Here is a 21,868-nt window from a genome sequence, read left to right on the forward strand (position 1 = left end):
CGCGCGGAGGTCTGATCCCAGCATGGCGCACGACGGAAACCAGCCGACCGACCCGGCGGCCGCCGACATCGACGGCCGCCCCGCCGAGCAGACGGCTCGCGGGAACCTCGGTGAGACGCTCGGCGCCGTCAGACATCAGCCGCGCGGCGTGTACAGCTTCACTCTCCGCGTCTCCGCCCTGACCGCCGTGCTCGGCTGCACCGTCCTGGCCGGCGGGTTCGCGGCGGCGTGGGACACCTTCGCGGGGGTCAGAGCGTACGCGGACCGCAACATCGCCAACGAGGACTCCTACGTGGCCTACGCCGAGGACGCCATGCCCGAGTTGGCGAAGGTCGCTTTCGTCATGATTCCCGCGTTGCTGGTGCTCGCCCTCCTCGTCCTCACGGTCCTGCACGCCGCCTACGCCGTCGGCGCCGCGCAGACCGCGCACGACGACGGACCGCTTTCCGCCCACGAGGTGTGGCGCCGCGCCCGTCGGCGTCTGCCCGCCGCGCTCGCCGTCAACGCGCTGACCGGGCTCGCGGTGGGCGCGGCGGTGTGGGCGGCACTGATGCTGTGGGCGTACGTCGAGAGCGGCGGGGTTCCCGGTGTGGAGCCCACGCCCATCGGCGAGACCGCGACCCCGCAGTACACGCTGGTGGGGTGGGTGCTGCCGATCGCCGTGGGGTGCCTCGGCCCACTGCTGTACTCCCGGCTGGCGTTGGCCACGGCCGAGACGGTGCTGGCGCACCGCTCCCCGTTCGCGGCGCTGTGCCGCTCCTGGGTACTGACCCGCCGCGCGCGCCTGCGCACCCTCGGCGTGGGAGCGGCGGTCACCGCGGCCGCGGTCCTCTTCGTCCGGCTGGCCCAGTACGCGGCCGCGCCCCTCGTCCACTGCGCCGGACTCGGCATGCTGTGGCTCAGCGACGACAACGTGTGGATCACGGGGGTGCTCGTCAAGGTTCTGCCCACGGTCGTGGCCCTGCTCCTGCTGCCTCCGGTCATCATGCCGGTGGTGTGCGCGGCGTTCGCCCGGCTCCGCGAGGACGTGGCAGGCCGGTGCTCACGTCCGGCTGAGCGCGGTCTCCCGCTCGACGCGTGACAGCTTCGCCGGATTGCGTACGGAGTACAGCCCGGTGATGAGGCCGTCCTCGGTACGGAGCGCCACGACACCGTCGATCCCGCCGTCGCGCCGCAGCAGGAATCCGGGCCAGCCGTTGACCTGGACCGGTTCGGCGGTGATGCCGGTGTGGAACCTGACGAGCCCGGTGGCCAGCAGCCGAGCGACCTTGTCGGAGCCCACCACCGGGTGCAGCGTGGCCCGTTGGGCGCCGCCGCCGTCACCCAGGTAGACGACGTCCGGTGCGAGTATGTCGACCAGCCCTTGCAGATCGCCGGAGTCGATCGCCCGCTGGAAGGCGCGGAGCGCGGCCCGGCCGTCCGCCTGCGACACGAGACCGCGCGACCGGCGCGCGGCGACGTGCGCCCGCGCCCGGTGGGCGGTCTGACGGACCGCGGCCAGGCTCTTGTCGACGGCTTCGGCGATCTCCTCGTACTCCAACTGGAACACCTCGCGCAGCAGGAACACGGCACGCTCGGTCGGGGTGAGCGTCTCCATCACCAGCAGCATCGCCATCGACACGCTGTCGGCCAGCTCGACGTCCTCGGCCACGTCGGGCGCGGTGAGCAGGGGTTCGGGAAGCCAGGGCCCGATGTAGGACTCCCTGCGGCGGCCGAGCGTGCGCAGCCGGTCGAGTGCCTGCCGGGTGACGATCCGGACCAGATAGGCGCGCCGGTCGCGCACCGCGTCGAGATCGACGCCCGCCCAGCGCAGCCAGCTCTCCTGCAGTACGTCCTCGGCGTCGGCGGCCGAGCCGAGCATTTCGTAGGCCACGGTGAACAGCAGGTTCCGGTGGGCGACGAACGCCTCGGTGGCCGGGTCGAGATGCCGCGGGCGCCCGCCACCCGTGCCCCCCGTTCCCCTCGTGCCGCTCTCCGCACCGTGCTCACTCATGGTCGGCTCCCTCCTGTGCCTCTCGACTGCCTTACCCGCACAAGACACCGGTGCCCGCCGTTCTGTGACATCCCCCGGCGATGACCCACGTCACACACGCGTTCTGTCATGGCGTCGGGGGTGGCGGCGTCTTGTGGGCGTCAGGACGCCGCGCGGACGATCCGCGCGGCGCGCACCACCACGAGTGAGGACGAAGTCATGGCAACCACGAAGCCGCAGGATCCCGCGGCTGATCCGCGCCGGTGGGCCGCGCTGTTCTTCATAGGGTTGGCCCAGCTCATGATTGTTCTGGACGGCACGGTCGTGAACATCGCGCTGCCGTCGCTCCAGCAGGACCTGGGGATCTCGGACGGTGACCGGCAGTGGGTCATCACCGGGTACACCCTGGCGTTCGGCAGTCTGCTGCTGCTCGGCGGCCGGATCGCCGACTACACGGGGCGCAAGCGGGCGTTCCTCATCGGACTGCTCGGATTCGCCGCCGCGTCGGCGCTCGGCGGGGCGGCCGGAAACTTCGAGATGCTGCTGGTCGCCCGTGCCCTGCAAGGCGGGTTCGCCGCACTGCTGGGGCCGTCGGCACTGTCGCTGCTGACCGTGACGTTCACGCATCCCAAGGAGCGTGCGAAGGCGTTCGGGATCTGGGGCGCGATCACCGCGATGGCCGGTGCGCTCGGGCTGCTGGCGGGCGGGGCGCTGACCGAGTACCTGAACTGGCGCTGGTGCCTGTACATCAGCGTCCCGATCGCGTTGGTCGCGGCGGTGGGCGGGTACGGCGTGCTGGCCGAGTCGCGGCGCCGGGAACGCGCCCGGTTCGACGTCCTCGGCGTACTGCTGGTGACGAGCGGGCTCGTCGCGATCGTCTACGGCACGAGTCGGGCCGAGGCCGACGGCTGGGGTTCGGCGACGGTCGTCGGTCTGCTGAGTGCCGGCGCGGTGCTGCTCGCCGCGTTCGCCGTCGTCGAGAACCGGGTGCCGCAGCCGTTGCTGCCGATGCGTCTGGTCACCGACCGCACCCGGGGCGGCGCCTACTTGGGCGCGGGGCTGGCCATCCTCGGCATGTTCGGGGCGTTCCTCTTCATGACGTACTACTTGCAGGGCATCAAGGGGTACTCGCCGATCAGGACCGGCGTGGCGTTCCTGCCGATGACTGTGGCAGTCCTGCTCTCGGCAGGCGGGCTCGCGACCCGGCTCCTGCCCAAGGTCGCACCGCGGATGCTGATCGTGCCGGGCATGCTCCTCGCGGCCTCCGGCATGCTGTGGTTCCTCACGATCGACACGGGCACCTCGTACGCGGAAGGTGTGCTCGTCGCCGGACTCATGCTCGGCTTCGGGGCGGGCATGATCATGCCGGTGGCCTTCAACTACGCCACGCACGGCGTCGACCCGGGTGACGCGGGAGTCGCCTCGGCCAGCGTGAACACCGCACAGCAGGTGGGCAGTTCGATCGGCACAGCGCTCTTGAACACGATCGCGACGAGCGCGACGGCGGACTACCTGACGTCACACGTCTCGCGGGGCGGGCACGATCCGGCGCTCGCGCGGAAGGCGGTGCTCGAAGGGTTCGAGACGGCGAGCACGTGGGCCGCGGGGATCATCCTGGGCGGCGCGCTGGTCGTCGCCGTCCTGATGAACACCCCGCGGCCGGAGGGCGCGGCTGCCGACCGAGGGGTCGACGGTGCGGAGCCGGGTGCGGTGCCGGAGCCGGCTCGGCCCTGACCCTCTCGCCGGTGCCGCCGCCCTCGTCCGTCCCCTGGACGTGGGCGGCGGCACCCGCTCGGCTGACGGGCCTCTCTCCGGTCCCGTCGAGCGGATCCGACGGGCCCTACCTCGCCAGCTCCGCCGGCTCGTCCAGGCGCGTCAGCTTGTGCGGGTTGGCCACCGCGTGGATGCGGGTGACCCGGCCGTCCTCCACCACGAGGCTCACCGCGGCCGGCCTGCCGTCGACCTCGACGCGGCCGGCGGGCGCGCCGTTGAGCCACACGGTCGAGACCGTCCGGCCCGGCTGGGCGAGCAGCGCCGCCACCAGTTCCGCCCCGTGCACGGGTGCCGCGGCGGCCGCCACCACTCCGCCGCCGTCGGCGATCAGGACCACGTCCGGCGCCAGGACCTCCATCAGGTCCTGTACCTGCCCGGTCCGCAGTGCCGCCAGGAACCGGTCCACGACCGTCTGCTGCTCCGACCGGCTCACCTGCATCCGGGGCCGCCGCGCCGCCACGTGCTCGCGTGCGCGCCGGGCGATCTGCCGCACCGCGGCCGCGGACTTGCCGACGGCCTCGGCGATGTCGTCGTACGGCGTCTCGAAGACCTCGCGGAGCACGAACACGGCCCGCTCGGTCGGCCCGAGCGTCTCGAGCACCGTGAGCAGCGCGATCGAGACGCTCTCCGCGAGCTCGACGTCCTCGGCGACGTCGGGGCTGGTCAGGAGCGGTTCCGGCAGCCACTCGCCGACGTAGTCGACGCGGCTGCGTGCCAGCGTACGCAGCCGGTTGAGGGACTGCCGCGTGACGATCCGCACCAGGTACGCCCGCGGATCGCGCACCTGCGCGCGGTCGACGGCGGCCCACCGCAGCCAGGACTCCTGGAGCACGTCCTCCGCGTCCGCCGCCGACCCGAGCATCTCGTAGGCGACGGTGAACAGGAGGCTGCGGTGGACGACGTACGGGTCCTCGGTCATGCCGTGGGCGCCGGAGCGGACGTCTCGGGACGCCGGGCCAGCGGAATCTCGCAGGCGTCGGAGAAACCCTGAGAGGAGACGCCGTTGGCCACGTTGACCCTGGTCGCGAAGTTCACGTAGCCGATCACCGTGGTCAACTCCACCATCGCGGCGGGACCGAGCCGGTCAAGCAGGCTCGCGTACTGTTCGTCGGTGACGGTCATGGGTGTGCTGGTCATGGCCTCTGCATACTCCATGACGTCCCGCTCCAACGGCGTGAAGACGTCCGAGGCCCGCCAACGCGGCACCTGGCTCGCCTTGGTGAGGTCCAACTTCTCGTTCTGCGCGAGGAAGTAGCCGACGTCGAGGCACCAGCTGCAACCGACCTGAGCGGCGACGGCCATGTGCGCGAACGACTTCAGACTCGTGTCCGCCGCACCCCACGCGCCCACCTTGCCGCCGAACTCCAGGCTGTCCTGGGCGACCTGCGGACTGTGCCACACCACCTCGACGTTCTCGGGAACGGTACCGAACTGCTCGATCATGCCGGTCCTCAACTCGACGGGAAGCTCCGCCTTCGGAAGTCGCAGCGTCACGGTGATCTCCTTGTATGTGTCTCACGTGGCCCTGTTGGGCCGTTCGACATGAAGACACCGGCGCGCCCACGGGTGTGACAACCGGGGCGCGAAACTTTCGCGTGACCGCTCGGGAGGACGGGGCCGGGCCCCGTCAGAACGAGTTCACCCGCACGCGCTCGCTCGTCCTGTCCGACAGGAACGCCGCCACCGCCCGCCCTTCCTCCGCGACGTCCGCGCGCTCCGTACGGGAGAAGCGGCGCAGCGGTGTCGCCACCACGGTGCCCTCCTCCACGGTCCACTTCGCCGCGACCCGCCCGTCGACCAGGACGACTCGTTCCCCGGCGACCGACAGTCCGCGATGGGCGTCGTCGATGATGCGGCCGCGGTCCTGGTAGCCGAGGATCGCGTTGTCGAAGGCGGGCAGGAAGCGGACCGGCGCCGGGGTGTCGGGGTCCGGCCGGGGCGCGTCGGGGAGGTCGAGCAGTTCGCGGCCGCGCTCGTCGCGGAAGGAGACGAGTTCCGGGCGGGCGGCGGCGACCGCGGCGGGGAGCCCGGCGAGGCCGCTCCAGGCGCGCAGATCGGCCGTGGCGGCGGGGCCGAACGCGGCCAGGTAGCGGCGCAGGAGGGCTTGTCCGACGGGATCGGAGCCGTCCGGGGAGGAGGCGTTCGGGGAGGACGGGTCGAGGTCCGGTTGCCTGCCCAGCCATGCGGCGAGCGGGAGGTTGCGTACGCCGCCCTTCGTCCGCCACAGGCCGCGCGGTGGCAGCTGCACCATGGGCACCAGGCCCGCGATCAGCATCTCCCCCAGCGCCCGCGGCGGCACGCCCGGCCAGCGGTCGGCGACCGCCCGCGTCAGTTCGGCCATGGTGCGCGGCTCCCCGTCGGCCATCGTCTCCCGGCCCGCCGCGGCGAGTGCGTCGAGGTCCACGCCGTCGAGCTCGCGGCGGTAGACACCGAGCACCCGCTGTCGCAGCATCGCGTCGTGCCGGGTACGCCAGGCCAGGACGTCGTCGGCGGTGACGAGGTGGACCGTACGGCGCATGAGATGCGTACGGACCACGCGCCGCTCGACGAGCAGGCCGGAGAGTGTGCCCGGCTCGAAGGCGCGCAGCCGCGACCAGAGTCCGACGAACGGTTCCTGCGGCTCCTGCGCCTGGAGTCCGCAGAGGTGGCCGACCGCGTCGAGGACCGGCATGTCGGCGCGGTCGAGGAGCAGTTGCCGGGCGAGTGTGGCGCGGTTCAGGGTCCGGGTGTCGAGGACGGTCATGTTCGCGGACATGCGGCTGCTCCTGTGTGCTCAGTGCTTGGTGCTGGTGCTTGGTGCTCGGTTCTGTGCGGCCGAGCACCACAGTCGCAGGCGACGCGGTCAGCTTCTGTCCTCTACTCCCCCTCTTCTGTTGTCTGCTCCCCCCTCAGATCGCGATCGACTGCTGGAGCCAGCGGCTCACGCGGTACGGCAGCCACCACGCGTACGGGCCGATGTCCATGACGAGCTGTTCGGCACGGAAGTCGTCCAGGACCGCCTTGGGCACCGTGTCGGCGAGGGCGCCGTGGTCGAGGCGGTCGATGGCCGTCTCGTACTCGGGTTCGTCGGCGGTGAAGCGGCGCAGCTCGCCCCACCTGCGGTCGCGGATCTGGATGAACCCCGGGCCTTTGCGCCACAGGCATTTGCACAGGTAGTGGCCGCGCCGCCAGGTGTTCAGCGCGTCCTCGGCGCCCTCGGGGCCGAGCAGCACCGCGGGCGGCTGGAGGTGGCTGAGCATGCGCCACCTGTCCTCCGAGTCCGGGTCGAGCCGCAGTCTCCACTCGACCATGACGGCGCGCGCGGTCAGGTCCCGTACGAGGCCGAGGCCGTGCAGGGCGGCGGCCGGGTCCGCGGTGACCGTGAGGTCGACGGGGTCGGGCAGGCGCACCCGGCGCGCGCCGAGCTGCCAGAGGCGTTCGGCCTGGCCGCGGGGCGGTCCGGGCAGCGGCACCTCGCCGAGGAACATGCCGGGCAGCGCGCACGCGTCGGGGTCGTAGTCGCGCCAGGCGAGCAGGGTCGGCGTGGCGAGGGTCGCGGTCACTGTGCTCCTCCGGATCGGGCGGGCTCGGGCACGGGCACGGGCGTGGAAACGGACGTGAGCGCCGTGTCCTCCGTGTGGATGTGCCGCATGAAGTCGAGTCGGAGCAGGTCCTCGTTGACCGCGGCCGGTGCGACGTGGACGTACTGGCCCGCGTCGGCGAAGACGATGCCGAGGGCGAGCCAGGAGTCGAGGAGTGCCTGGACCCTGGTCTCGTCGAGGGTCATGTCGGAGACCCGCGCGGCGGCCTTCCGCAGGAGCGCCTGGACGCTGTGCGGCTGGTCGAGGAGGCGGAACACGGCCAGCTCGAAGGGGTCGGTGAGCTCCATGGCGCGCCAGGAGAAGGTGCGTCGGCGGCTGACGAGGACGATGCGGTCGCCGTGGTCGTCGTGGGTGAGGCGGGCGTCGGTGTGGTGTTTCCGCCAGTCGGCGAGTGCCTCGTTGAGGGCTTTCACCGTGGGTTCGCCGATGCCGCGGGCCGGGGCCTCGAAGACGTACGCCATGCCGTACAGCTCTTCTTCGGGCAGGTCGTAGGTGAAGCGGTAGTGGCCCTCGGGCCGCAGGCCGGTGAAGCCGAGTTCGGGGCGCTCGAAGTAGGGGCTGAAGCGTTCGATCGCGATGCGGGCGGAGAGGTCGACGGGCGGGTCGAGGTGTTCGAGGGCGGGGATCTGCGCGATGACGGGGTCGTAGTCCTCGGCGCTCTCGCCCGGGAAGCCGTGGAGGTAGTTCCAGGCGACGGAGAGTCCCGTCTCGGCGCCGTCGCGGAGCATCCGGACGTTCTGGCAGCCGCTCACGCCCTTGTCCATCAGGTCGAGGACCCGGCTGTTGAGGCTTTCGATGCCGGGCTGTACGTAGATGAGTCCCGCGTCGGCGAGGGTGCGCAGCTGGCTGCGCTTCATGTTGGCCTTGATCTCGATGTGCAGGCGCAGGTCGTAGCCGCTGTCGATGATGCGGGGCAGCACGGTGGTGAGGTAGCGCATGTCGAGGATGTTGTCGACGACGTACATGTCCAGGACCCGGTGGCGGCGTGCCAGGTCCATGATCTCGTCGTAGAAGGTGTCCGGGCTCTTGGAGCGGAACTCCATGAACGAGCCGTTGAGCCCGCAGAAGGTGCAGTGGTGTTTCTCACCCCACCAGCAGCCGCGCGCGCCTTCGACGACGAGCTTGGGCTCCACCCAGTTGCGGGCCACGGACGCGGCGAGGCGTTCGAAGTAGCCACTGTAGTCGGGCGGCAGGATCGCGGCGGGCGGCAGCGGCCGGGTGGCCATGGCGTTGGCGACGCTCCTTCCCTCGGCGTCGCGGTGGCAGAGGCCGGGGATGTCGTCGAGAGGGGTCTTCTCGGTGAGCGCGGTGAGGAGCGCGGGGAAGGCGGCCTCGCCCTCGCCGCGGACGACGTGGTCGACGAAGGGGAAGTTGCGGTGCACGGCCGCGCCCTGTTCTCCGTCGCAGTTGGCGCCGCCCATGACGGTCACGAGGTGCGGGGCGAGTTCCTTGACGCGGCGGGCGCAGGCGAGGGCCGCGGTGTTCTGCTGGAAGGTGGAGGTGAAGCCGACGACGTCGGGTTCGCTCGCCACGACCTGCCGGGCGATCATCTCGACGAACTCGGGGACGACACGGTGGAGTTCGCGTGTCATCTTCATCCGCGCGGCCTTCAGCTTGCCGGTCATGACGGTGGTGAACTCGTCGTCCCGCCACTCCGGGTCGTCGTAGAGCGCGGAGGAGAAGACCCAGTCGCCGCAGCCCATGAAGTACGAGGAGAGCGCGTAGTACTCGTAGTCGTCACCGGAGAATTCGGTGCGTTCGGTGATCCAGTCGGTGAAGGCGAGGTTGGCGTGCAGCACCTCGGCGGTGGCGCCGGGGACGCGCTCGTCCACGCTCCGTTTGAGGATGCCCAGGGCGAGCGACGGAAGGTCGATGGGCGACCAGGGCATGTTGACCAGCAGTACGCGCATGGGCGCTCCTCCGGGGGTATGGGCCGGCCGGCCCCCGGGGTGTGCCCGGGGGCCGGCCGGTGGGGATCAGTCCTCGACGCTGTCTTCGCCGTCCTCGGCGTTGCGGAACGGGACGGTGACCGTGATGCCGACGCTCGGCCTCCGGTTCGTCTCGTCCTCCGCGAGCGGGTCGTTGTGGATGACGTCCTTCTGCATGGGCTCTCTCCTCTCGGTAGTTCAGTGATTCAGTGCTGCACGGTGTGGTGCACTGACCCCTCACCTCTCGGAGCGGGGCGTCTGGGTGCGCGGAGCTCCCGGTCGAGGAAGAGCACCGCGCGGCGCAGTACGGTCATGTGGTCGCCTCCGTCGTAGCCGTCGTGCCCGGAGTCCAGCCACAGGGACTCGTGCCGGGCACCGGCGGCGGCGAGGGCGCCGAGGTAGGAACGGACCTGCTGCGCCGGGCACTTGGTGTCGTGCGTGGCGGCGACGACGAGCAGCGGGTCCCGTACGCGGGCGGCGTACCGGATCGGGGAGCTGTGCGCGTACCGCGCGGGCACCTGGTCGGGTGTGCCGCCGAACAGCCGCTCGTCGAGGGCGCGCAGGGCCACGGTGCCGGACGCGTGGGCGGCGGCGTAGTCGGCGACGGGCTTCACGGCGACGCCCGCCCGCCACAGGCCGGGCCGCGTGCCGAGGGCGAGCAGGACGAGGTAGCCGCCCCACGAGGTGCCCCACAGGCCGGTCGCGTCCGGGCGGATCAGGCCACGCGCGGTGAGGTCGGCGTGCACGGCGGCGAGGTCGGCGACCTGGGTGTGGCCGACGCCGTCGCGGTACGCGCGCTGCCAGCGGGGTCCGTAGCCCGTGGAGCCTCGGTAGTTGACCCGGGCGACGGCGAAGCCGGAGGCGACGAGTGAGTGCAGGGTGCCGTCGTAGGCGTCGCGGTCGTGGTCGGCGGGGCCGCCGTGCACGAGGAACACGGCGGGGTGCGGTCCTTGGCCGTCCTCGGGGAGGCTCAGCAGGGTGTGTACGGGGCCGTCGGGGCCGGGGGTGCGGATGTCCCGCACGGTCCCGGGGACGTGGCACGTGACGGTGCCGAGCGGGGGCAGGGGGGTGCCGGTGCTGGAGGTCATCGTCGGCGGGTGCGTGGTGTCGGTCCAGAGGGTGTGGAGGTCGCCGCCGGGGCGCGGGGCGGCGTCCAGGAGCGTTCCTGGCGGGGTCGGTACGGGGGTGAGGGTGCGGGTCGTGAGGTGGGCGCGGTGGAGCAGGGAGCGGCCGTGGCGGTCCTGGCGGATCAGGACGGAGTGGCCGTCCGGGTACCAGCGGGCGGTGATCTGGGTGTCGAAGGCGCACCAGTCGTGGGTGGCGGCGCCGGTGGCGGGCGTCCAGGTGGCGAGCAGGTAGCGGTCCTCGTACTCGCGGACGAGGAGGAGCGTGGGGCGTGGTCCCGTGGGTGCGAAGCCGAGGGCCCAGAGTCTGCCGTACGGGCCGTCGCCGGGCAGGACGGCGACCACGGTGCCGTCGGGGGTGAGGAGGGAGACGGCTGCGGGCGAGTCCGCGGTGCGGGTGAGCGCCAGCAGGTCGCCGCCCGGGGCGATTCCGGCGAGGGCGGCCGGTCCATCGACGCGCGTCACCTCGCGGCCGGGGCCGCCGCGCCTGCCCATGCGGATCGTGGTGCTGTCGTCGAGGCCGATGCCGAGGGTGGCGATGGGGCCGCCGATGACGGCGAGGCCGCGGGCGGTGCCGTCCGGGACGCCGGTGAGTCCCGGCCGGTCGCGTCCGCCGGTGAAGGCCTGCTGGCGCCACAGGCCGACACCCCGGGCGTCCTCGTCGAACCACCAGACTCGCGCGTCCCGGTCGATGGCGCCGTGCAGGGTGCCGCCGGGCCGGTCGGTGACCCGGCGGGAGGTGCGGGTGGCGGCGTCCCAGGTGCAGACCTCGCAGCGGCCTTCGGCGTCGGCGGTGTAGACCATCCGGCGCGGGTCGGCGGCGCACACCTCGGGCAGTGCGGCGCGGTAGACCTGGAAGCGGCTCACGCGGCGGCCTCCGCGAGGGCGGCGCGGCGGGTGGTGTGCACGGCGAGCAGGGTCAGCAGGGCGGCGCAGCCCAGTGCGGGGGCGGCGGTGCCGACCCGGTCCGCGCACAGTCCCGCGAGGACGGGGGCGAGGGCGGCGGCGCCACCGGACGCCGTCGCGAGGACCGCGCCGACGCGCGCCTGCACCGAGGGTTCCGTCACGAGGAGGGCGCGCGCCTGGAGGACGACGGCGGGCAGCGGCACGAGCAGGCAGACCGCGCCGAGCAGCAGGCCGTACGTCCAGGGCCCCGCGGCGGTGGCGAGGGCCGCGGTGAGCGGTACGAGCAGCCAGGTCACGCCGACGAGGACCCGGGCGGCGCCGACCCGTACGGCGACCCGGGGCGCGGCGAGCGCCCCGGCGAGACCGGCGGCGCCGGAGACCGCGAGGACGACGCCCAGCGGGAGGGCGCCCGAGCCGGAGCGTTCCAGGGCGAAGACGGCGGCGTAGTAGAGCGCGACGGCGACGCCGTTGACGAGGGCGATCCACACCAGGACGAGGCGGAGCAGCGGTTCGCGGCGCACGAGGCGCAGCCCGGCGGCCGCCTCGCGGAGCAGCCCTCCCCCGATGGGCTGCTCCGCCGGGGCCTTCAGCTCGGCCCGCATGCCGCGTACGCAGCAGGCCGCGACGGCGTACGAGACGGCGTCGGCCAGGAACGGCAGCGCACGCGACAGCTGGTAGGCGGCGCCTCCGATGGCGGGCCCGAGGATGAGGGCGCCCTGGTCGGCGGCGGCGAGCCGGGCCAAGGCGCGGGGTTGGTCGTCGGGCGGGCAGACCAGGGCGACCGTGCCGCGTGAGGCGGCGTCGTGGGTGGCGGTGGCGAAGCGTTCGACGAGGACGGCGCCGAGGAGGTGCGTGAGCGTGAGGTGTCCGAGGGCGAGCACCAGGGCGACGGAGCCCATGGCGAGCGCGGAGACCGCGGCGGACCAGAACATGATCGTCTTGCGGGCGCCGCGGTCGGCGGGGACGGCGGCGAGCGGTCCGAGCAGGATTCCGGCGGCCAGCGAAAGGCCGGCGACGAGCCCCGCGGTCTGCGCGGAGTGGCCGAGCGAGAGGAGCAGCAGTGGGAGTACGACACCGGATGCCTGGGTGCCGAGCGCGTCGGCCGCGTTGGCCCACCAGAAGAGCCGGAAGTCGCGGGCGGAGGTGCCTGCGGAAGAGAGGGGTAACGACTCCACGCATTTCCTCCATGCACATGAAGCAGCCGTGAAGAGATGTGAAGAAACTGGGATGGGAGTGAAACGAGAGCGGGATCGTAGCCAGCGCCGCGAGCGGGCTACAAGGTGCGGGATCCGCTGTCCGAAAAGCGCGGCGGAGGGAGCGCAAGGCGGACCCTCGGCACGACCACAAGGGGAGGCCCGAGTTCCGACATGACGCACGAGACGGATGGGACCTGAGCGTCACCTGTGACACGGGGGACGCCATGACGGACACGTACATCAATGCGCGACAGAGGGTAATTACGTACGCAGACACCGCCACCTCCGGGACTCGGAGCAGGCGTTGGCGGAGCCGTCCGGTCCGGACTATGGCCGGTTCGCGACGATCCCGCTCGACGCCGCCCCGATCGCGGAGGTGTGTCCCATCGGCAACAGTGGGCACGAGGAAGGTCGGAAGACCGTACGGCCGGGGTGAGGACGAGTGATGGAACCGAGTGGCCAGGGCTGGGTGCAGCTGGCCGAGTTCGCCGTGGCCTTCGGCCTGTCCGCCGCGATCGGCCTGGAGCGCGAGATCCGGCAGAAGGCCGCGGGCCTGCGGACCTACACCACCGTCGGCGTGGGCGCCGCCCTGTTCACGCTGGTCAGCAAGTACGGGTTCACCGACGTGCTGCAGTCGGGCACCGTCACCCTCGACCCGTCCCGGGTGGCCGCGCAGATCGTCTCCGGTCTCGGCTTCATCGGCGCCGGGGTCATCTTCGTACACCGGGGCTCCGTGCAGGGCCTGACCACGGCGGCCACCATCTGGCTGACGGCCGCCGTCGGCTCGGCGGCGGCAGCCGGTCTGCCCCTGCTCGCGGTGCTCGCCACCGCCTCGTACTTCCTCGTCGCGTACGCGGTCCGCCCCCTGGCCCGGCGCCTCTCACTCCTGCGCTCGGTCCCCGTCCACTACCGCATCACCTACCTGCAACGCCCGGGCCTGCTGCCCGACCTGTTCGCGGAGTGCGCCCGCGCCGGCTACGACATCGCCGAAGTGCGCACCCTCAGCGCCTCCGTCCCCAAGGGCGCCTACGGCGACGAGACGGAACACACGGTCGAGGTGCTCCTGGCCGTGGTGGGCCGCGGCGACGGCGACACGCTGACGGCGCGCTTCGTGGCGGTGGACGGGGTGGTGGCGTGCGCGCGGCCGGGTTACGGGGACGAGTGAGGGGTCCGGTCACCTACGTCGGCGCGTCGAGCACTCCGCTCACCAGCTGTCGCGCGTACGCCGCGTCGTGTCCGGACGGGCGGAACAGGATGCGGTACATCATCGGCGCGACGACGTGGTCAAGGACCGTCTCGACGTCGGGTCCGGTCTCGCCGCGGTCCGCCGCGCGGGCGAGGATGACGTCGACCTGTTCGGCCGCGTAGGCGGAGCACTGGCCCGCGTTGCTGCCGTCCGGGTCGCCGAGCAGGGCGTCGCGGATGTACGCGCGGCCGGCGGGCGAGCCCATCTCGTCGAGGAACTGCTCGGCCCAGGACCGCAGATCGTTCCTGAGGTCCCCCAGATCCTCCGGCGGCGCCTCGGGACGCAGCCGCTCGACCGCCACGTCGGACAGCAGCGCCTGGAGATCGCCCCATCGACGGTAGACCGTCGAGGGGGTGACCTCGGCGCGGGCCGCGATCAGGGGAACGGTCAGCGCGTCGCGGCCCACCTCCTCCGCGAGTTCACGTACGGCGGTGTGCACCGCTTCCTGGACGCGGGCACTGCGCCCGCCGGGGCGCGCCATCGGTCTACGACTCACGACATCACCTTAAAGCGCGTCCACGCGCAGGTCCGCCGGGACGGCCGGGACCGCCGGGATCGCCGGGGGCGCTGGAACCGGCACCGGAGCGTAGCCACGCGCGGGCACCGCCTCCTCGTACGCGTGCCCCACCCGCAGCACCGTGGCCTCGGCGAGCGGCCGTCCGAGCAGCTGCATGCCGATGGGCATCCCCGCGCCGTCGCGGCCGACCGGCACGGACAGCGCCGGAACGCCGGTGATGTCCGCGGGGGCCGACAGGCGGACATACGCGTCGGAGACGCTCTCGCTCGTCCCGTCGGGCCAGACGATGACCTCCTGGTCCGTATGTACCGCGGTCAAGGGAACGGTCGGCGCGGCGACCACGTCGACCTCGTCCAGCATGCGCAGCCACGCCTGCCGCATGAGGGTCCGGGCCCGCTGGGCACGCAGATAGTCGCCGGCGGACATGAGCGCACCGGCCTCCAGCAGGACACGGATGTCGGCGCCGTACCGCTCGGGCGCCGAGCGCAGGGTCTGCTCGTGGTAGGCGGTGGCCTCGGGCACCATCAGGCCCCATTGGGTGGCCTGGACGTACCGGGTCATCGGGATCTCGACCTCGACGAGCGTCGCGCCGAGGGCTTCGAGCTGCTCGACGGCGCCGCGCACCGCCGTCTCGACCTCGGGGTCGACGTGCTCGAAGTAGTAGTTGCGCGGTACGCCGACCCGTACTCCCGTCAGGTCCGCGCCCGCCGGCGGCCGGTAGTCCACGGAGGACGGGGTGGGCAGGCTGGCGGGGTCGCGGGGGTCATGCCCCGCGAGGACGGACATCACCAGGGCGGCGTCCTCGACGGTACGCGTGATGGGGCCCACGTGGTCCAGCGACCAGGACAGGGACGTCACGCCGTGCCGGGGGACGAGGCCGTACGTGGGCTTGAGGCCGACGACGCCGTTCAACGCGGCCGGCACGCGGATCGACCCTCCGGTGTCGGTCCCCAGGGCGAAGGTCGCCGCTGCGGCCGCGACGGCGACGGCAGAACCGCCACTGGAACCGCCCGCCACACGGTCCGGGTGCCAGGCGTTGCGGGTCTGGGGCGTGGTGAGTCCGAAGGCGAACTCGTGGGTGTGGGTCTTGCCCACGAGGGCGGTGCCCGCCTTGGCCAGGCGTGCGGCGACCGTGCTGTCGGCGGCGGCCGCGGGGTGCTCCGCCCGGACGCGGGAGCTCGCGGTGGTCGCGACACCGGCGACGTCGATCAGGTCCTTCAGCGCCATGGGGATGCCGTGCAGCGGGCCGTGCGAAGACGTGCGGCTCGCGGCGTCGGCTGCGCTTGCCCGTTCGGCCGCTCGCGCCGCGTCGCGCGCCCGCTCCGCCGTCACGGTGACGTAGGCCTGGAGGGCGGGTTCTGTGCGGGCGATCCGGTCGAGCACCGAGTCCACGAGCTCGACGGGGGACAGCCGACGCGTGCGGATCTCCTCGGCCGCGGCGGCGAGGGTCAACTCATACGGCTGCATTGCGGGTCTCCTCTACGTGGTTTTCGCCTTCGTGGGTTTCGCCTTCGTGGGTTACGTCTACGTGGGTCTCCTCTGCCGCGCGGTGAGCGGCGGGCGGGGTGTCGGCGAAGTCCAGTTCCCGCAGGACGGCTACGACGGAGTGGATGTGGTCGGCCGTGGCCGCGACCGCCTGGGCCCGGTCACTCGCCAGGGGAAGTCCGGAACGTGCCGCCCATCGGGCGGCCTCGGGCGGGGTGAGGGGCGGTTCGGTATCGGGCATGGGGGTCCCTTTCTCGGCGGGGAAGCGGAGGGAGGCGGGCGAGCCCCGCACTCGCACTTAAAGCTAAGCGTTTGCGTTAGACCCAACGTAGGGCCTACGCTCACTTAACGCAAACGCTTAGCCTTAACCAGTCAACGCCCACCAGGGAGCACACATGCAGACCCGGACCTCGCCCCCGCTCCGAACCCAAGCCCCCCACTGGACGGTCGGCGACGTCACCATCCACCGCGTCGACGAGATCCCCCTGCCGCCCGAGACCGGCCCCTGGCTGCTCCCGACCGCGACGCCCGACGTGGTAGCCCAACACCCGTGGCTGCAACCGGACTTCGCCGACGCCACCGGCACCCTGCACCTCGACAGCCACACCTTCGCGCTCACCGTGGGCACACTTCGCGTGCTCGTCGACACCGGCATCGGCAACGGCAAGACGCGCGCGAATCCGGCCTGGCACGACCTCCGCACCGACTACCCGCAACGCCTCACCGACGCGGGCTTCCCGCCCGACTCGGTCGACCTCGTCATCCTCACCCACCTGCACACCGACCACGTCGGCTGGAACACCCGTGAGGAGGACGGGTCCTGGGTGCCCACCTTCCCCCGCGCCCGCTACGTCACCTCCCGCGTCGAGCGGGAGTTCTGGGCCGCGTACGACATGGACGAACCGCGACAGCAGATGTTCCGCGACTCCGTGTACCCGATCGAGGACGCGGGGCTGCTCGACCTCGTCGACGTCCCGGCCCAGGGCACCGAAGTCGCCCCCGGCCTGCGCCTCGTGCCCTCCCCCGGCCACACCCCCGGACACCTCGCCGTCCAGGTGAGCAGCCACGGCCGATCAGCCCTCATCACGGGTGACCTGCTCCACCACCCCGTACAACTCCCCCACCCCCACCTCGGAAGCTGCGTCGACATCGACCCCGCACAGGCCGAAGCCACCCGCAGCGACCTGCTCGCCTCGCTCGCCGACACGGAGACGCTGCTCCTCGGCACCCACTTCCCCGACCCGACGGCCGGACGCGTGGTGTCCGACGGGGATACGTACCGCCTGACACCGGTCCCGCCGACGCGCGCCTAGCGCCACGGACCGCCGCGGACCGCCACCGACCGCCGCGATCAGGCCGAGCGGGCGAAGGAGGCGAGGCGTTCGGCGAACTCTGCGACGAGACCGCGCAGTTCTTCAGGGCCTTCGATGACGAACGGCCGGTCGAGGGACGCGAGCACGGGAGGCAGCCAGTCGAGGCTCTGCGCCCGTAGTTCGGCCCGCAGCCAGGATTCACGTCCGCCCCGCCCCTCGCCCTCGGCTCCCTCGTCACCCTCGCCTCCCCGGTCACCCTCGTCGTCGCCGGGAGCACACTCCTCCAGACTCGCGACGCTCGCGGGAAGGCGGGCCCGGACCTGCTCGACCGTGCCCTGGATCCGCAGCGTCACCTCATACCGGTACGCGGCCGTGGCGAACCCGGTCAGCACGCGGTCCGCCGCATCGAACCCGTCCGGTACCTCGTACGAACCGCCTGCCAGAGGCCGTGCGGACGTGATGCGGTCGAGCCGGAAGGTCCGGTACTCGTCGATCTCCGGGTCCTTGCCGGTGACGTACCACCGGCCCGTGTGGGCGACGATCCCGTACGGGTGCAGGGTGCGGTCACCGCGCCGCCCCTTGCGGTCCGTGTACCGGAGCGCGACGGCCCGACGGTGGCGTACCGCGTCGGCGAGGGCGAGCAGCACCTCCGCGTCCGGCGCGGGAAACGCGCCCGGCTCGTCGGTGAAGGCCAGGGAGTCCAGGACCACGTCGAGCCTGCGGGCGATGCGGACGGGCAGCACGCGCCGGATCTTGGCCGCCGCGGTCTCGCCTGCCGTGCCGTCGGGCGTGAGGCCCGCTCGGCGTCCCGCGACCAGCCCGAGCAGAACAGCGAGCGCCTCGTCGTCGCTGAACATCAGTGGGGGCAGCGCCGTGCCGGGGGCGAGGCGGTATCCGCCGTAGCGGCCGCGCACGGATTCGACCGGCACGTCGAGGTCGGTCAGCTGGTCCACGTAGCGCCGTACGGTCCGCCCGTCGACACCGAGCCGGTCGGCCAGTTCGGCCACCGTGCGGGTGCCGCCCGACTGCAGAAGTTCCAGGAGCGTGAGCACGCGGCCCACCGGTCGAGACATATCCGCACCCTAACGCGAATACAGGACCGATTCTGTCCACTATTTGTCCTAGCGTGCAGCACACACGGACCGCAGCGCAGCACGACACGTCGCGGCGCGGCGCCACGCAACACTCAGCCGAGGAGCAGAGCAGCATGCACGCCACAGAAACGACCGAAACGACCGACTTCGTCTCCGTCCGCATCATCACCGACGACGTCGCACGTCTCGTCGACTTCTACGAGAAAGCCACCGGCACCCCGGCCACCTGGGCCACCGAGGACTTCGCCGAGCTCAGGACCCCGACCGCGACCCTGGCGATAGCGGGCACACGCACGGTTCCGCTGTTCGCCCCCGGGTCCGCGCGCCCGGCCGACAACCACAGCGTGATCATCGAGTTCCGTGTGGACGACGTCGATCGACTGCACAACGCCCTGACCGACTGGGTCCCCGACTTCGTCAGCGGTCCGACCACCATGCCCTGGGGCAACCGTTCCCTGCTCCTCCGCGACCCCGACGGCAACCTCGTCAACTTCTTCACCCCCGCGGCGCGTCCGCAGGTGAACTAGGCGTCCCTCGGGTCCAGCGGCGTGGCGGCCGCGTCGTACGGGAGCGTGGAGAGGGCGTCGGCGTAACCCCGTTCCATGGCCCGCCGTTGGCGGGCGGTGTGCGGGGTCGCGGGGTGCTTGTCCAGGCGCGCCATGCGTTCCTCGTGGCCCTGGGTGATGTCCGCTGCGGTCGCCCGCCAGTCGGCGTCGTCCGGTACGCGGACCAGCTCCACGCAGGCCGGGGCCGTCCCCTCCGCCAGCGCGGCGGCCGCGCGGTCGTGACCGTCGAGGAGCAGCCAGCCGTCCAGGAAGGACACCCACCACAGCAGCACGGGCGCGAGGCTGCCCTCGCGGACGTGCTTGCGGAGGGCCTTGACGCGCGGCGCGTCCGGCGCCGGGAGCGGGCGCAGCGGCAGAACGCCGTGCCAGCCTCCCCCGCAGAGCAGCTCGATTTTCGCGTCGGGCCAGTCCTGGACGAGGTCGCAGCTCCAGATGCCGGGAGCGAACGTCGTACGCGGGGACAACCGCCAGCGTCCGGGCCGGAGCGGACCGTACTCCGCCGCATCCTCCAGCCAACGTGCGTACCGGTGGGGCCAGTCGCCCCCGGCCCGCATCGCCGCTGCGGACAGGGGCGGCAGCGGGGAGCGGTGGCCGGGCAGGCGGCGCAGGTAGAGGTCGTGACAGCATCCGTCGCCCGCCAGCCGGGCCTGGATCAGCGGCCGTTCGTTCTGCAGCAGCGTCCAGCGGCGGCGCGTCACCCGCTCGAAGCGAAGTTGCGGGGGCGGGGACGGAGATGGGGATGGGGGCGGGGACGGAGACGAGGACGAGGTTGGGGCCGGAGACGATGGCGGGCCCGGCTCGGCCTCGGGTACGGCCAGGACGAGCCCGCCTCCCGGCAGTGGTTCCCTCGTCGCCCTGTTCATGGGAACAGTGTCGGTACGAGGGGCCGGGCACGGCAAGAACGTTTCGCCTGCCGCACCTCAGCCGCGCACCTCATCCGCATGCCTCAGCCTCGCGCCTCAGCCTCACGCCTCGGCCAGAGGCCGCCCTCCCCGATGTGTCAAGCAAGCGCGCCCGCGACGCGGGCGAGCCACCGGTCCACGGGCCCGGCCGTGAGCACCCCGCTGCTCGCACCGGCCAGCTGCCCCGCGGCCGGTAGCAGCCGCGAGCGGGCCCGCTCCAGCCCCGCCCGGTCCCCCGAACGCAGTGCCGCCTCCGCCTCCACACAGCACAGCGCCTCGTAGAGCAGGTCCGGCGGCGGTTCGGGGAGGGCTCGCAGTGCCGCGTGCGCCTGGGCGTGGCGCCCCGTCTCCGCGAGGGCCAGCGCCTCGGCCCAGGGGCGGTGCGGGCCCCAGTCCGCGGACAGGTCGACCTCGGGCGGCAGCAGGTGCGCCAGGCGCAGGGTCACCAGTGCGAGTGGCAGCAGCCCCGTACGCATCCCCGGCATCCCGGCCTCGTCCAGGTGCGCGGCCGCGACGCGCAGCGCGGTCTCGGCACGTGCCACTTCCCCGGACGCCGCCGCTCGCAGGGCGTCGTACCACCGCGTGAAGACGTCGACCAGCGGCAGTTCGTGACGCTCCGAGAGTCGCGTCGCGGCGGCCGCGTGCGCGTCGGCCCCCGGGAAGTCGCCGAGTCCGGCGCGTGCCTGGAGGCGGATGAGGTGGCCGAGTACTTCGTACGTCACCAGGCCCTGACGCGCGGCGAGTTCGACGAGTTCGGCGCCGATGGCATCGCGCCGCGGGGCCAGGCCTGCACGGGTGAAGGACTGCATGTACGTCCCGTTGAGCGCGAACGCGAGCAGCGCGGGGTCGTCGAGGTGCCGGGCGAGCCGTTCCGCCTCGCGCGCGGCCCGCGGTCCGCGCGGTGTCCTTGCGCCGCGCGTCTCCACCGCGACGGTGGAGAGGAGACGGCAGCGCGTCGCGTCGGACGCGTCGTGCGGCAGGTGCGTGAGGGTCCGTTCCGCGGCGGTGACGATCTGCCGGGCGAGTTCCGGGTCGTCGCCGCGCGTCCAGATCGCCGGTACGTCGAAGGCGCCGATCACGCGGGCGGTCAGCTCCGGGTCGCCGTGCTCCTCGGCGGCCTCGATCACCGCCATGCGGTGGCCCCGGGCGGCTTCCAGTCCCCCGGCTCCGGTCACGGCGAGGTTCCGGATGAGGCCGACGGTCGACTCCAGACGGGCGCGGGCGCCTGCCTCGACGGTGCGGTCGTACGACGCCGCCGCCTCGCTCCAGAGCCGGGACGCCGAGAGCGCCGTAGCCGCCGCCGTCGTGCTCACTGCCTCCGGCCGCCCCTCCCCCGGATCCAGCGCCGCGTCCTGCGCGAGGATGTCCGCCTCCAGGCGGCGCAGGCCGGGGCCCGGGTCGAGCCCCAGCTCATCGGCGAGCGTGGCCCGGGCGCGGCGCAGTGTCGCGAGCGCGTCGCCCTGCCGGCCCGCCCGGTACAGCGCGAGAGACAGGAGCCGCCAAGCGTCCTCACGCCACGGATGGCGGGTCACGTGCGCGTCGAGGTCGGGCACGACATCGGCCGCCCCGCCGCACGCGAGCGCGGCCTCGGCGCGCCGCTCGACGGCCAGCGCGCGCAGTTCGGCGAGCCGGGAACGCTCCGTACGCGCCCACTCCTCGTCCGCGAAATCGGCGTAGGCAGGACCCCGCCACCACCCCAGCGCCTCGTCGAGGCGGCGCAGCGCATCCGGTGGCGGCACCTGCCGGGCCTCACTCACGGCCGCTTCGAACCGCCAGGCATCAACGGCGTCCGGCGCGGCGCGCAGCGCGTAGCCCGGGCCCTCGGTCACGAGGAGGCGGGCTGGTGCGCGGTGCGGCCGGTCGGGTTCCAGGGCCTTGCGCAGCGCGGCGACGAACGTCCGGACCGTCCCCAGGGCACGTTCCGGCGGGTCGTCCCACAGGTCGTCGATGAGGCGCGTGACGGGCACGACGTGGCGGCGGGCGACGATCAGACGGGCGAGGACGGCCCGCTGCCGCGGCCCCGCGAGGGCGAGCGGACCGCCGGAACCCCAGGCCGCCACGGGACCAAGGACCCCGAACCGCACCTGTTCCGACGGTTCCGGAGACTCCGTTCCTGTCACCACCACTCCACCCGTCCTGTCCGTCCTACTCGTCCTGCCCGTCCCGCCCATTCCGTCCGGACCGTGCGTTTCCGCTCACTGATCGGTTGCTGATTCACCGGCGGCAGGCTGAAGGCGTCCGCCGCCACGGCTTCGCCCCAGCGGC

The 21,868-nt window shown here is 72.7% G+C and carries 20 protein-coding genes; 5 read left to right on the top strand and 15 right to left on the bottom strand.

Features of this window, described 5'->3' with window-relative positions; translation table 11 throughout:
• Positions 1 to 22: 22 nt before the first annotated feature.
• Positions 23 to 1,081, top strand: a complete 1,059-nt coding sequence (locus NOO62_RS01870; protein ID WP_268769119.1) for a hypothetical protein — start codon at positions 23 to 25, stop codon at positions 1,079 to 1,081.
• On the opposite strand, the gene NOO62_RS01875 is transcribed toward NOO62_RS01870, so the two are convergent.
• A complete protein-coding gene (locus NOO62_RS01875; protein ID WP_268769120.1) occupies positions 1,043 to 1,993 on the bottom strand; it encodes an RNA polymerase sigma-70 factor in 951 nt (316 codons plus the stop codon). The genes NOO62_RS01870 and NOO62_RS01875 overlap by 39 nt on opposite strands.
• A 198-nt stretch (positions 1,994 to 2,191) precedes the next feature.
• Between NOO62_RS01875 and NOO62_RS01880 the strand changes: the two genes are divergently transcribed.
• The gene (locus NOO62_RS01880; RefSeq protein WP_268769121.1) at positions 2,192 to 3,706 is read left to right on the top strand and encodes an MFS transporter; all 1,515 of its coding nucleotides are present in this window, start codon (positions 2,192 to 2,194) and stop codon (positions 3,704 to 3,706) included.
• A 106-nt stretch (positions 3,707 to 3,812) separates the two neighbouring features.
• Here NOO62_RS01880 and NOO62_RS01885 read toward each other — a convergent pair whose 3' ends face one another.
• The 8 genes from NOO62_RS01885 to NOO62_RS01920 form a co-directional block, all read right to left on the bottom strand.
• On the bottom strand, positions 3,813 to 4,664 hold the full coding sequence (locus tag NOO62_RS01885) for an RNA polymerase sigma-70 factor (protein WP_268769122.1): 852 nt from the start codon (positions 4,662 to 4,664) through the stop codon (positions 3,813 to 3,815).
• Positions 4,661 to 5,239: a carboxymuconolactone decarboxylase family protein gene (locus NOO62_RS01890; RefSeq protein WP_268769123.1), complete on the bottom strand. Its 579-nt coding sequence runs from the start codon at positions 5,237 to 5,239 to the stop codon at positions 4,661 to 4,663. Before NOO62_RS01890 ends, NOO62_RS01885 begins: the two co-directional genes overlap by 4 nt.
• A gap of 133 nt (positions 5,240 to 5,372) precedes the next feature.
• Positions 5,373 to 6,488 carry a winged helix DNA-binding domain-containing protein gene (locus NOO62_RS01895; RefSeq protein WP_268775435.1) on the bottom strand — a complete coding sequence of 372 codons (1,116 nt, stop codon included), beginning with the start codon at positions 6,486 to 6,488 and terminating at the stop codon, positions 5,373 to 5,375.
• 145 nt (positions 6,489 to 6,633) lie between these two features.
• On the bottom strand, positions 6,634 to 7,287 hold the full coding sequence (locus tag NOO62_RS01900) for a DUF5825 family protein (RefSeq protein ID WP_268769124.1): 654 nt from the start codon (positions 7,285 to 7,287) through the stop codon (positions 6,634 to 6,636).
• A complete protein-coding gene (locus NOO62_RS01905; protein ID WP_268769125.1) occupies positions 7,284 to 9,236 on the bottom strand; it encodes a RiPP maturation radical SAM C-methyltransferase in 1,953 nt (650 codons plus the stop codon). Before NOO62_RS01905 ends, NOO62_RS01900 begins: the two co-directional genes overlap by 4 nt.
• 66 nt (positions 9,237 to 9,302) lie before the next feature.
• Entirely contained in the window at positions 9,303 to 9,431 is a 129-nt protein-coding gene (locus NOO62_RS01910; RefSeq protein WP_268769126.1) for a hypothetical protein, read from the bottom strand.
• A gap of 29 nt (positions 9,432 to 9,460) precedes the next feature.
• The gene (locus NOO62_RS01915) at positions 9,461 to 11,245 is read right to left on the bottom strand and encodes an alpha/beta hydrolase family protein (RefSeq protein WP_268769127.1); all 1,785 of its coding nucleotides are present in this window, start codon (positions 11,243 to 11,245) and stop codon (positions 9,461 to 9,463) included.
• Entirely contained in the window at positions 11,242 to 12,459 is a 1,218-nt protein-coding gene (locus NOO62_RS01920; RefSeq protein WP_268769128.1) for an MFS transporter, read from the bottom strand. The genes NOO62_RS01915 and NOO62_RS01920 overlap by 4 nt, the downstream gene beginning before the upstream one ends.
• 466 nt (positions 12,460 to 12,925) lie before the next feature.
• Here NOO62_RS01920 and NOO62_RS01925 point away from each other — a divergent pair, with 466 nt between their 5' ends.
• Entirely contained in the window at positions 12,926 to 13,645 is a 720-nt protein-coding gene (locus tag NOO62_RS01925) for an MgtC/SapB family protein (protein WP_268769129.1), read from the top strand.
• A gap of 13 nt (positions 13,646 to 13,658) precedes the next feature.
• Here NOO62_RS01925 and NOO62_RS01930 read toward each other — a convergent pair whose 3' ends face one another.
• Genes NOO62_RS01930 through NOO62_RS01940 form a run of 3 tightly spaced genes read right to left on the bottom strand, consistent with a single transcriptional unit; the run spans position 13,659 to position 15,969 of the window.
• Positions 13,659 to 14,207: a TetR/AcrR family transcriptional regulator gene (locus tag NOO62_RS01930; RefSeq protein ID WP_268775436.1), complete on the bottom strand. Its 549-nt coding sequence runs from the start codon at positions 14,205 to 14,207 to the stop codon at positions 13,659 to 13,661.
• Positions 14,208 to 14,231: 24 nt separating this feature from the next.
• Positions 14,232 to 15,710, bottom strand: a complete 1,479-nt coding sequence (locus tag NOO62_RS01935; RefSeq protein ID WP_268769130.1) for an amidase — start codon at positions 15,708 to 15,710, stop codon at positions 14,232 to 14,234.
• Positions 15,697 to 15,969, bottom strand: a complete 273-nt coding sequence (locus NOO62_RS01940; RefSeq protein ID WP_268769131.1) for a hypothetical protein — start codon at positions 15,967 to 15,969, stop codon at positions 15,697 to 15,699. Before NOO62_RS01940 ends, NOO62_RS01935 begins: the two co-directional genes overlap by 14 nt.
• Before the next feature lie 154 nt (positions 15,970 to 16,123).
• Between NOO62_RS01940 and NOO62_RS01945 the strand changes: the two genes are divergently transcribed.
• A complete protein-coding gene (locus NOO62_RS01945; RefSeq protein WP_268769132.1) occupies positions 16,124 to 17,041 on the top strand; it encodes an MBL fold metallo-hydrolase in 918 nt (305 codons plus the stop codon).
• Positions 17,042 to 17,079: 38 nt separating this feature from the next.
• Here the strand turns inward: NOO62_RS01945 and NOO62_RS01950 are convergent, their stop codons facing one another.
• The gene (locus NOO62_RS01950; protein ID WP_268769133.1) at positions 17,080 to 18,114 is read right to left on the bottom strand and encodes a helix-turn-helix transcriptional regulator; all 1,035 of its coding nucleotides are present in this window, start codon (positions 18,112 to 18,114) and stop codon (positions 17,080 to 17,082) included.
• A gap of 134 nt (positions 18,115 to 18,248) precedes the next feature.
• Here NOO62_RS01950 and NOO62_RS01955 point away from each other — a divergent pair, with 134 nt between their 5' ends.
• A complete protein-coding gene (locus NOO62_RS01955) occupies positions 18,249 to 18,662 on the top strand; it encodes a VOC family protein (RefSeq protein WP_268769134.1) in 414 nt (137 codons plus the stop codon).
• On the opposite strand, the gene NOO62_RS01960 is transcribed toward NOO62_RS01955, so the two are convergent.
• Both NOO62_RS01960 and NOO62_RS01965 read right to left on the bottom strand, forming a co-directional pair.
• Positions 18,659 to 19,399, bottom strand: a complete 741-nt coding sequence (locus NOO62_RS01960) for a hypothetical protein (protein WP_268769135.1) — start codon at positions 19,397 to 19,399, stop codon at positions 18,659 to 18,661. The two genes, NOO62_RS01955 and NOO62_RS01960, sit on opposite strands and share 4 nt — an antisense overlap.
• A gap of 302 nt (positions 19,400 to 19,701) precedes the next feature.
• A complete protein-coding gene (locus NOO62_RS01965) occupies positions 19,702 to 21,723 on the bottom strand; it encodes a BTAD domain-containing putative transcriptional regulator (protein ID WP_268769136.1) in 2,022 nt (673 codons plus the stop codon).
• Positions 21,724 to 21,868 lie beyond the last annotated feature (145 nt).

Origin of the sequence: Streptomyces sp. Je 1-369, assembly GCF_026810505.1 — a bacterium.
GTDB lineage: Bacteria > Actinomycetota > Actinomycetes > Streptomycetales > Streptomycetaceae > Streptomyces.